Source organism: candidate division TA06 bacterium B3_TA06 (assembly GCA_005223075.1).
Classification (GTDB): Bacteria; Hydrothermota; Tepidihabitantia; order B3-TA06; family B3-TA06; genus B3-TA06.
The window spans coordinates 1-10,749 of record NJBO01000033.1 but is presented as its reverse complement, the minus strand read 5'-3'; the positions used below and the strand labels follow the sequence as shown (position 1 = coordinate 10,749).

The 10,749-nt window shown below is 55.0% G+C and carries 7 protein-coding genes; all 7 read right to left on the bottom strand.

The window, feature by feature from the left end:
- Window positions 1-1,520: hypothetical protein (locus CEE36_11115; protein TKJ37307.1), on the bottom strand; the 1,520-nt coding region annotated here is incomplete at its 3' end.
- Window positions 1,520-4,939, bottom strand: a complete 3,420-nt coding sequence (locus tag CEE36_11110) for a hypothetical protein (protein TKJ37306.1) — start codon at window positions 4,937-4,939, stop codon at window positions 1,520-1,522. The genes CEE36_11115 and CEE36_11110, both read right to left, overlap by 1 nt.
- Window positions 4,917-6,758 carry a hypothetical protein gene (locus CEE36_11105; GenBank protein ID TKJ37305.1) on the bottom strand — a complete coding sequence of 614 codons (1,842 nt, stop codon included), beginning with the start codon at window positions 6,756-6,758 and terminating at the stop codon, window positions 4,917-4,919. Before CEE36_11105 ends, CEE36_11110 begins: the two co-directional genes overlap by 23 nt.
- On the bottom strand, window positions 6,739-7,686 hold the full coding sequence (locus CEE36_11100) for a leucyl aminopeptidase (protein ID TKJ37304.1): 948 nt from the start codon (window positions 7,684-7,686) through the stop codon (window positions 6,739-6,741). The genes CEE36_11105 and CEE36_11100 overlap by 20 nt, the downstream gene beginning before the upstream one ends.
- 24 nt (window positions 7,687-7,710) lie before the next feature.
- Window positions 7,711-9,165 carry an Asp-tRNA(Asn)/Glu-tRNA(Gln) amidotransferase GatCAB subunit B gene (locus CEE36_11095; protein ID TKJ37303.1) on the bottom strand — a complete coding sequence of 485 codons (1,455 nt, stop codon included), beginning with the start codon at window positions 9,163-9,165 and terminating at the stop codon, window positions 7,711-7,713.
- The gene (locus tag CEE36_11090; protein TKJ37302.1) at window positions 9,122-10,534 is read right to left on the bottom strand and encodes an Asp-tRNA(Asn)/Glu-tRNA(Gln) amidotransferase GatCAB subunit A; all 1,413 of its coding nucleotides are present in this window, start codon (window positions 10,532-10,534) and stop codon (window positions 9,122-9,124) included. Before CEE36_11090 ends, CEE36_11095 begins: the two co-directional genes overlap by 44 nt.
- Window positions 10,531-10,749, bottom strand: a 219-nt coding sequence (locus CEE36_11085) for a hypothetical protein (GenBank protein ID TKJ37301.1), incomplete at its 5' end; no start/stop codon positions are given. The genes CEE36_11090 and CEE36_11085, both read right to left, overlap by 4 nt.

Here is a 10,749-nt window from a genome sequence, read left to right as displayed (position 1 = left end):
GCCCACAAAAGAAGCCGGTTGCGAGGCCTGAACGTCTGTATGACGAGTCGACTCTGAGCGCTCGACGTCAGTATCCTGCGCAGGTAGGCAACGTTACGGAACGCACGCTCCGCCGCCCTGAAATCTGCCCGGCTTCGCTCCGCATCCCAGGATAGGAACGCGGCCACCTGCACCCTCGGCGGCCGGTACTCCAGGATGGCGCTCGTTCCGTAGATGATCTCCGCTTTCTGTGCCTCCTCAATAATCGGCCTGTGTTCAGCCGTTATCTTTAAGAGCCTATCGTGGTGGAAGCATCGCTTAAGTTCCCTATCCAGGCTCTCAAGGCCAAAGGAGAGGCTTTGCCAGCGCGCACCCCCGCACTCAGGGCAGTGCTCGGGCGCGGGAATCTCATTGTGACAGATAGGACACACCAGAGCTGCGCCTTTGCCTACGAACTTGAACGGCATGTCGCAGACGGGGCATGTAGGGATGTGCCCGCAGTCAAGGCAGAGAAGCCTTGCTGCCAGCCCCAAGCGATTCAGGAGCAGGAGCACCTGCATCCCTCGCCCCCTCGCCGCTTTCAGTTCCGCGAGCAGCGGTTTGGAAAGAGCAGTCCCTTCCTCCTCCTTCTTCATGTCAACGATAAGGGCCTTGCCGTGCTGTGCAACCCGGCGCTCTATCCATAAGAGCCTGCCGCTCCGGGCCTTATGGGATGTCTCAAGGGAGGGGGTAAGTGAGAAGAGCAGAACGCGAGCACCCTCCTTTTCTGCACGGAAAACCGCCAGGTCCCGGGCGTTGTAGTGCAGATGGTGCGAGCGCACGCGGTGCGAGTCCGACTCCTCGTCTGAGACCACTATTAATCCAGGATTTGTAAACGGCAGGAGCACCGCGGAGCGCAGTCCTGCAACCAGAGGTAGGCGTCCTTCCCTTACCCCGTGCCATACCCTTCTGCGCTCGCCCTGTCCCATCTCGGAATGATAGAGTGCAAGCGGCAGATATGCTGAGAGCCTTTCATGGAAACGCGCAAGGCTTGGCTCGTCAGGGAAGATAAGGAGCACCCCCCTACCTCTACTCATAACATCGCGTATAAGCTCGACAAGAAGCGCGGTGTAGTCTGCCGGGGAGTGGACAAGCATCGGCTTTGATGATTTCTTGAACGCCTGAAGTATCCGGCTCTCGTCCGCCCGCATGCGGAGCCTTCTTTGGTCTTTTTCGCTCTCTGGTTTCTTTACCTTGCGTTTCGGCGGCATCATTATATCCCTCGGCAAGATTAAACCTAACGCCTCGCCCAGGAAGCCAAGATGTTCACCAGCGACGTGTTCAGCCAGCTCCAGGAGTATCTGCGGGAATAGATTGGTAACAAGAAGTTCCTCTACCTCCTTAAGCCCTTGCTGGTTGCCCTCTTCGGTTGCGACCACGCAAGCCGGGACACGCTCCGTGCCTAAAGACACACGCACCAGATCACCCGGCGCGAGCGAGAAATCGCCTCGATAGCGCAGGGTATCAACAGGACGGCCCAGAACCGCCGCATGGATTATCATCAGTAGCGCAGCTTTATCTGGTAACGCAGGTTGTGCGCACCATCTTCGTCTCGTTCAAGGATGATGTCCTGATTCTTTCCCACGTCATACTCAACCCTGAACTGGTGTTGGTTCTCGCCTGGCACACGCTGAGAAATGGCTACGGTGTAGGAGGCGAACAACTTGTCGCTTATGTACTTGCCAAAGGTTACCTTGGTCGGCACGTCCTGCATTGCGAAGTCCTCGATTGAGAAGACATCAAGGCGAGCCCAGTTTTGAATCGGGCTGGTTACGTTCCTTACCACACCCTGTACAAACGCGGTGGCAAGATTGAGGTGCAGGTATGAGAGAATCTCAGACTCCGACCAGATCGGTGGATCGGAGAAGAACTCAAGTATCGGTTCGGTAAGGGTGCCTGCCATGTGCAGGGTAATTTCTACAACTTCTGGTTTACCACGGCTTGAGTCAATCTCGTTCGTCCGCTTCGATGCCCATATGTCGAATTCCGGATCGAGTTCCTCTGTGGGGGGGAAGGTGATCTTGCTTCGGGCCGGGTCGAGTCGGAACTGATGGTCAAGATAGTAGACGCTACCGCGTCTTACCCGCAACTCCCCGATTATCTGAGGCATCGGGGCATCCCGTACTGTGATCTCAAGATCTGGAATCACCTCGATGTCCATGTCGTTGTTGCGTATCCAGATATTCTTTTCTCCCTTGATCGCCAGGTTGATGTAGGTTGGAGGCGGAGGGGGCTTGGACGGGTCGGGCGCAGGGGCAGCCGGTGAGGTTACGCGGATCTCGTCACCGAGTCCGTAAGTGACGAGGGCTTCCTTAAGTGTCAACTTGCCGTCTATCATAAGTGGGGTTATATAAGCCCCTTCCAGGGTCAGGTTCCCACTGCAGACAGCTGAGATATGTCTTTCAGGTGAGAATACTACATCCTGCACACGAAGACCGAAGAAGAACGGATAGGGTTCGGTAAACAGGGTGTAATCCCCTCGACCCTCGATACTACCTGTACCTATATTTGCGTCGAGGCGATCAACTATCACCTTCCCGTTGCTGAATAGGATATCAGCGTCGGCACGTTCACTGGTAAGGTCAATTATCGGTACGTAAACCTCAGCGTTGCGAACGTTTACCCACCCCTCAAGGTCCGGGTTCTCAAGTGTCCCTGATGCGTGGAGCTCGCCAGTGATCTCTCCGGTCCGTACTTCTACTATATCCTTGATGAACTCAAATGGCCAGACCCCGATGTTATCGAGATGTGCATGGACATCGAAAGATTGTATGGGTATACTGTCCTTCAGGTTGTAGTATAGGTAACCTCTGGCAGTGGAATGACCTTGTCCGAGGATAAAAGCCGCATCGAACTCAAGTTTTGATGTGTCGAGGACACCTGTAAAACTCAGGCTGTCGGCTTCAATATTTGCTACGTGCAGATCCGCAGCACCGAGGTCAATATGTATGGTTCGGTTCTCAGTTTCTCCACGACTTGCTATCTGTCCCCATATGAGGCCGCGCGCGTCTTGGGGGAGATTAAAGATCCTGCCGATGGTAGAAAGATCAACATCGTATAAAGAAAGCTCCCAGCGTGGCAGCGCACCCGCTCGCCACGAGCCTGCGGTAGCGAGCTCGCCCGCGCCCACGAACAGGAATGTAGGGCTTAGATAGATGGAGTCTGCAGCCTGACCCAGAACAAAGGGGAAGCGGTTCTCGATTGTATCCGCTGAGATGACCAAGGTAAGTTTTTCACAGCCGTATTCGTAGATCTTTTGCTCCAGGTCAAGTGTTATTAAGCCCTTGGTTGTTAAAGACATATCAGGACCGGCGGATGCAGCGGCCTCAAGGAAACCGTCTTCGATAGTGGCCTTAAGGTCAATCTTTTCTTTCACAACTCCGGTGACTCCTCCCACGTCAAGGGTTGCTGTCCCGGCGAAGCTCAAGGGATCGAAGGATGCAAGATTCGCTTCTATCTTTTCAAAGAACGCCTCATCAGAGCGGACAAGAACAATACCTGAGATTTTTGGAGCGTCTTTATCCCCTTCAACCTCCAGCTCTACGTCCACCTCGGCTGGTGCACCCAGAGGGTTGAGTTCACCCAGGCTTGCCATCTGGAAGCTCTGGATACCCACCGAGCCTGTAATTGTGTCTGGGGAGAACACCCCCTCAGCCTGGATACGTGCGAACCCCTGCGTTAGCAGGAACTCACGCAGCCTGATTGTTTCTCCAGCAAACGCAGCGTCGAAACGGCAGCTCTCCCAACGCATCGTGTGGATACCTATCTCCTCCAGCCTACCCTTGATCTCCCCCTCCTTTTCCTGCAAGCTGTAGCCCGCGGTTACTTTGCCCTTGAAGCTCACAGGCCAGCCGGAGGCAGGGAAAAGCTCAACTTCTTCAATAGCAAGATCAACACTTACGCCCTCCCTTTCCAACCGCATAGTGCCCGCACTCGTTATCCTTCCCAGGCTAGGATCGCTTGCGGAGAGTGAGATCTCGAAGTTTCCCCCCTCTCCCTCTAGTGCCATATTCACATCCGCGAGGCTGAACTCGCCGACCCTCGCACCCTCAAGGTCGAGCGTGAATCCCCCCCAAAAACCTGTGCTGTCTTCTCCCACCCTGCCCTGGGCGACAAGGCGGCCTTCAAGCGTTTGGGGATCAATCTCGGAAAGATCAATACTGGCTTCCCTAAACCCCACATCCCAACTTGGCCCTTCAATATGTATCTCACCCCTTAGCTTGGAGCGCTGGGTGAGCAACAGCAGGTCGTCCAGATGGACGGTGTCAGGTGCTGCGTAGGCGAAGTTGGTCTTGGCCGAACGCAGGCGCAGCCGTTCCTCGCCGTTCAACTCTAGGAGGGCAGAGACGCGGCGCAGGCGTCCATTGATCCGGTGCGGACGTACGTGTAAGCTCATGTCGAGCTGGATTCCTTCAACCATCAAGGTATCTGCCAGTTCCACACGACCGCTGCGGATGTGAAATGAAGCCAGGTCAAGCGAGAAGCCAGGATCGAGCGGTTCAGGTTCCTGCCTCTTTTCTAAAGGCAACACCCAGCGCACGCACGGCCGGATTAACCGCACCGAGCTTATGTCAATGCGTTTTTCAAGCAGGTAAGGGATAAGGCGATAGGATAGATGCACGCGATCCGCCTGAAAGTGATGATCTGTATCCTGAATTACACTAAGATGAGAGAAGTTGATTCCGCCGAAGAGGTCGCCCCACACAGCATCGTAGTCAACCCAGACGCCTTGCTTTTCAGCGATCCTCAAGAGCTGCCGGATGATGTCGTCGCGTAGCGGGATTCTAAGGAAGTAGGCCATAGCTACCATACCTATGAGGGAGACCACGGCGATTATCAAAAAGCGCATCCATTTCCGCCAGGGGCGCAGAGCAGGATGACGCTCTCCCCGACGAAGCCTAAAACGCTTGAAGAAAGCCAAGTTCTATCCTCCCGATCTCTCGGGGTTCCCACGAGTAGGGCGTCAGGGCGTTCTTGGCGTAGTCGATACGCACCGGCCCTATGGGGGTGTTTATACGAATCCCTGCGCCCGGTCCCCAGGCACGGTCTTCATCACGGATGTTGTCACCATCACGTGCGCACATCCCTACGTCCATGAAGAAAGCAAAGCCTATCAGGTTGTTGAACATATACGGGGTGCGCAGCTCGAACGAGTAAAGGAGCAGGAGGGTTCCATAGTGGTCAAAAAACCAAGTGGTGTCTACTTCTCCTGTCACAGGATCAGGCGGGTTGGGTCGAAAGTTAACCAGGATTGAATCAGGGCCAAGGGCACGGTCTGAGAGGGCACGAACAGTGCCCGAGCCCCCAAGGGTGAACTTCTCGAATAAAGATATATCCTCGTATCTCATCCCTGAATGCGGAGCGATCAAACCACCACGAAGCCTCCAGGCAAGGACGGCGTCAAAGGGTAAAGCAAGGTAGTTGCGGAACTCGGCGTTAAGCCGCACAAAGTCGTTATCACCACCGAAAGGCCTACCCGCCCAGTCCGCATAGGGGGAAAAGAACACCCCACTCTTGGGATTGAAGAAGTCATCGCGGCTATCATAGATAAGAGAGAAACGCAGGAAGTTGGTTGAACCGGTTTCATCAAATGGTAAGTTTTTAGGGATTTGCCAAACTTGTTTGGCCTGCGCCGAGAGACCCACCCTCAGTTTATCAGAGAAATCCTTCTCGATCCCCGCTTCTCCCCCCAGGGTGTGAGTAAAGATGTTAATCGTGTCGCGGTTAAGGCGGTGCTTCCAGTAGGGTGAAAGGGCAAGTGCCAGTCCCCAAGGCAGAATGTTTGGATAGCGGTTGCGTATCTCAAAACCAGTCTCGTAGTCGCCTCGGAAGGTCGGGCTTAGGGTTACCTCGCTTGATAAGGTTACGCCGCGGTGGAAGATATTGAGATGCTCCCAACCGAGGGAAAGAAGAAGCCTGTCAGGTATGAACTCATTTTCAGCCGTCTGAACACCGCCGCCTACAAGCACGGCGTGCGTCTTGGTCGGGGTAAGTTGGAAGACTACATCAAGGGAATCCTCGCGTCCGGAGGAGACCGTTAGAAGGTTCATCCTGACACGCGAGAACAGACTGGTTGAGTAGAGAAGCCGACTGGCTCGGTCAAGCCTTGCGGCCGAGTAGCGCTCACCCGCTTTTAGTCTGGTTGTACGCAGGAGAAAGTCTGGATTTACCTCGGATGGGGCAACACCGCTGAAGCTGATGCTTGAGATCCACGCACGCTTTCCAGGAACCACACTCAAGGTTAGTTCTATCTCGGTCCCCTGCGTTGTGGTATCCATATTAACCACCACGTAGGGGTAGCTGCGGTCCTTGTAGTAACGTTTGATGATGCGCTCGGTTTCCTGTTGTCCAAACAGTGTAAACGGAGATTTTTTCTTGAGGGGAATCTTAGCAAGGATAGCATTTTCGTCGCTTGCCGAGGCTCCTATGATCCTGATGCTTTTGATCTTGAGCCTGTCGCCTTCCTTTATATGGTAGATAAGTTTGTTTCTGGATGCGAGATACCGTGGTTCAACCTCAACGCGGGGAAATCCCTGGTTGCGATAGAACCTTACAAGTTCCGCCGAATCGGCTACTACCATGGGGGGGCTATACAGTTCGTTGCGGCTAGTATAGAGTATGTTGCTGAGTCTTGAGTTGGAGAAGTGGTGGTTCCCCTTGAACCGGATGCGTCGTATGCGGCCCTCTCCTGCTCCCAGAAGTAGCAGAAGCGCAAGCAGCCTAAGCGAGTAGGCGACCATTCTTCATGATCTCGCGGCCGTCCGCTACCACGGTGGGCTTAAGTATCAGCCCGTCGAGGTGCACGTCAACCTTGACCTTGCCGCCGAAGGTTGAGTTATCCCCGAAGGCAAGATGGATGGTGCCCATCACCTTCTCGTCCTCGAGCACGTTGCCGGTGATGCGGGCCCGCTCGTTTGTACCTATACCAAGCTCTGCCAGGTTGCGGCCTTTGGAACCTGCCGCGTCCAACATGCGTCTGAGCTTACCTCTATCACCCTTGATCTTCGCTGCACGTCCCCTCTCGATCTGGATGGTGATCGGCGCAGATAGCATTCCGATCCCTGCGAAGCTGGCATCAAATACAACGACCCCTGAACTTTTGCCCTCCAGAGTTGCGATATATGCTTCTCCTGCAGGGAGGTTGGAGAACGCACCGGGTTTGGTAAGCACACCGGTATCCAGCCAGAATTTCCTGCCTTCAGTCACTATCTCCACATCGGTGCCCTTCTTGGTGGTGATGTGAATCCTTTTTGCTCCGGCAAGTATCCTGGCGAGCTTTAAGGTGCGCTTGTGGATCTCGGCGTAGTCCGCACTCATGGTTCGTGCGATCATCTCCTCGGTAACGTCTGGCAGGGTCGCGCCGCGCGCACCGTTGGCGACCGCCTTGCGCCGCGCCTGGGTGTGCGTCATTGACTTGGAGGTTGGGATGAGGAATACATCCGCTGAGCGTAGGAGATCGGCCACATATTTAGGTGGCTCCTGTGAGTGCTGCTTGCGCGGTATTATCTCGCAGAGAATCGCTTCGGCTCCGGCACCGACTAATGCATCAAAGAGGTCTGCGCCTATCTTCCGTTTGGGTTTGTCGCAGATAACTATCGCCCGCTCTCCCTTACTTGTTCCGAGACAGTCATGGATTATGGTCTGAATACCCTTCTGGTAGCGGGTCACTTGATCCTCCTTAAGATCTAGGGTTCATTTACTTTTCTGCAGTGATTTCAAAAGTATCTCCCGGACGGCGTTCGGGTCGGCCTTGCCGCGTAGCTTTTTCATGCACTGGCCCACAAGGAAGCCTATCACGTTTGTCTTCCCTTTGTGATAGCGTTCGACCACATCCGGATTCTCCTCGATTACCTTCCTTGCCGTCTCCTCAAGAAGTCCCTCGTCTGAAACGCTCCCCAGATCAAGTTCCTCCATAAGCTCGGCTGCCCCTCTTCCCTTATCAGCCATGGCGGCAAGCAGGTCCTTGGCCGCGGGGCGGGTTAACTTGCCATCCCTCAACAACTTAATGAGTGAAGCCAACTCCTTTACCGGTACCTTGAAGTCGGCAAGCGTCTCCTTGCGTTCGGCCATGATGCCCCGCGCCTCGTTCAGGAGCCAGGTCGATGCCTCTTTGATGGAAGCACTCGCATCCAACAGCTTCTGGAAATAATCCTCCCATTCAGGCTCGGCGACAAGCACCTCGGCATCCTGCTCTGAGAGTCCCGCCTCGATCAGCTTCTTGCGCTTGACCGCAGGAAGATCAGGTAGGGTTGATTTGATCTCGGCAATCTCCGATCCGGCAAGGATCAATGGCGGCAGGTCGGGCTCTGGGAAATATCTGTAGTCGGCCGCGGTCTCCTTGGCACGCATCGGCTTGAGTTCTCTTAGCTTCTCATCCCACAGATACGTGGTCTGCACGATCTTCTCACCTTGCTCCAACCACTCTATCTGGTCTTTCACCGCGCGCTGGATCCCCTCGCGCACCGCCTTGAAGCTGTTGAGATTCTTGATCTCCGAGCGCACCCCCAGCTTCTCCTGGCCCCTGGGGCGAACGCTGATGTTCGGCTCGCATCGAAAGTGCCCGCGCTCCATCTCAGCGTCCGAGACGCCAAGCGATCTAAGCACCAATCTAAGTTCCTTGAGATAGGTGTCCGCTTCCTCGACGCTCGAGATGTCCGGTTCGGTTACGATCTCAGCCAGAGGCACCCCGCAACGGTTGAAATCAACCAGGGTCTCGCGTGAAGAATGAATGAGTTTGCCCGCGTCCTCCTCAAGATGCAGCCTTCGAATGCGCACGTTACTGTTCATCCCCGGAAGCTCCAGTGCTCCTCCGGTGGCCAGAGGGCGCTCGTACTGGGTGATTTGATATCCCTTTGGCAGGTCGGGTGAGAAGTAGTGCTTACGCGCCCAGCGTGATTCGAGATTGATCTTGCATCCCAGTGCAAGTGCGGCCCTTATCCCCAGCTTGATTGCTTGATCATTGGTTTGCGGCAGGATTCCTGGAAGCCCCAGGCAGATCGGACACACCTTGGTGTTTGGAGCCGCGTCCACATCAACCTCGCACCGGCAGAACATCTTTGAGGAGGTGGCAAGCTGGGCGTGAACCTCCAGCCCTATTATTATCTCATAGTCTTTCGACTGCATGGGCAAACTCCATAAGTTTTGCATCCTGCCACTGCGGCGCGGTTATCTGAATACCTAGAGGCAATCCATCTATCTTATCCTTTGCCGGTATGGAGATCGCAGGCAAAGCTGCCAGGGCCGCGGGTGCGGTGAAGATATCCGAAAGATACATGGCCAGTGGATCTGCAATCTTCTCTCCCAGCTTGAACGCAGGTGTCGGCGCGGTGGGGGAGAGGAGGAAGTCCACTTTCTTGAAAGCTTCCTCAAATTCGGCAGCCAGCGCTGCTCTGTACCTCAAGGCGGTGTTGTAGTAGGCGTCGATGTAACCCTCGGAAAGTCCGAACGTCCCGATAAGTATCCTGCGCGTCACCTCGTCTCCAAACCCCTCGCCACGGGTGGCAAAGTAGGTCTCACGCAGGCCCAGCCTTTCGATTCTCCTTCCATATCTGATCCCGTCGTATCTTGCAAGATTGGACGAGGCCTCGGCCATGGCCAAAAGCTGGTAGCCGGCAACGCTGAGTCTTACCAGAGGTATGCTCACCTCCACCAACTCTACCCTCGCCTCCCTGAACGAGCGAAGCACCGCATCCCCCATCCTTTCGTCTTCCAGATCGTCAAAACACTCCTTGATCAACCCGACCTTTATTCCCTCAGGTATCTCGCCGGCAAGGTCCATCTCCTCAGGCTCGGCAGGATATGTAGTGGAGTCGCAAGGATCAGGACCGGCGATTATGGAATATATGAGCGCTGCATCCTGGACCGTTCGGGTGATAGGACACACCTGGTCCAGACTGGATGCGAAAGCCACCAGTCCGTATCTTGAGACCCTGCCGTATGAGGGTCTGAACCCTACCAGTCCGCAGAACGCCGCAGGCTGCCTGGCCGAGCCGCCGGTATCAGAACCAAGGGCGGCAACCGCACCACCGTACGCCACCGCTGCGGCCGATCCTCCGGACGAGCCGCCAGCAACCCTCTCTGTATCCATAGGGTTCCTCACCGGGCCGTAGGCCGAGTTCTCGTTCGATGAACCCATGGCGAACTCGTCAAGGTTGGTCTTGCCCACAATGATCGCCCCTGCGTCCTTGAGTCTGGCAACCACCGTCGCATCATAGGGAGCGATGAACCCTTCAAGAATCCTCGATGCACAGGTGCAGGGCTTGCCGGAAACGCAGATGTTGTCCTTGATAGCGATCGGGATTCCGGCAAGCGGTTTCTCCTCATCCGGTTTGCTGCCCGATGCGTCTAATTGCTTTGCCTGCGCTAAGACTTCATCCAAAAATAGGTTGATGTAGGCATTGGCCTCTGATTCTTTTCTCCCTATATTGCCCTTGATCTCCTCTATAATCTCTGTGGCCTTGCGTTCCTCTCTGGCGAGGAGCAGGGTGAGTTCGGCTATGGAAGGTAATTTACTCATGCCAGTAGCGGAGGGATTTTGAAGTATCCGTCTTTGAGATACTCGGAGAGCTTTTCTACCTTGATCTCGTAGTCTCTTGGCCTATCGGGCGTACGTGGACATGGATAGGGAAACGTTATCTCACCTTCCAGGCTTAACTTCTGCAACTGTGCGAAGTAGGCGGTTATCCGCTCGAACTCAGTGCCAAACCGTTGCCTCTCCCCTGACTTGAGTTC

Bases quoted from the DNA above. Each gene is read 5' to 3' on its own strand.
- CEE36_11095 (TKJ37303.1), bottom strand. From the start codon at position 9,165: ATGCAAAACTTATGGAGTTTGCCCATGCAGTCGAAAGACTATGAGATA.
- CEE36_11105 (TKJ37305.1), bottom strand. From the start codon at position 6,758: ATGGTCGCCTACTCGCTTAGGCTGCTTGCGCTTCTGCTACTTCTGGGA.
- CEE36_11090 (TKJ37302.1), bottom strand. From the start codon at position 10,534: ATGAGTAAATTACCTTCCATAGCCGAACTCACCCTGCTCCTCGCCAGA.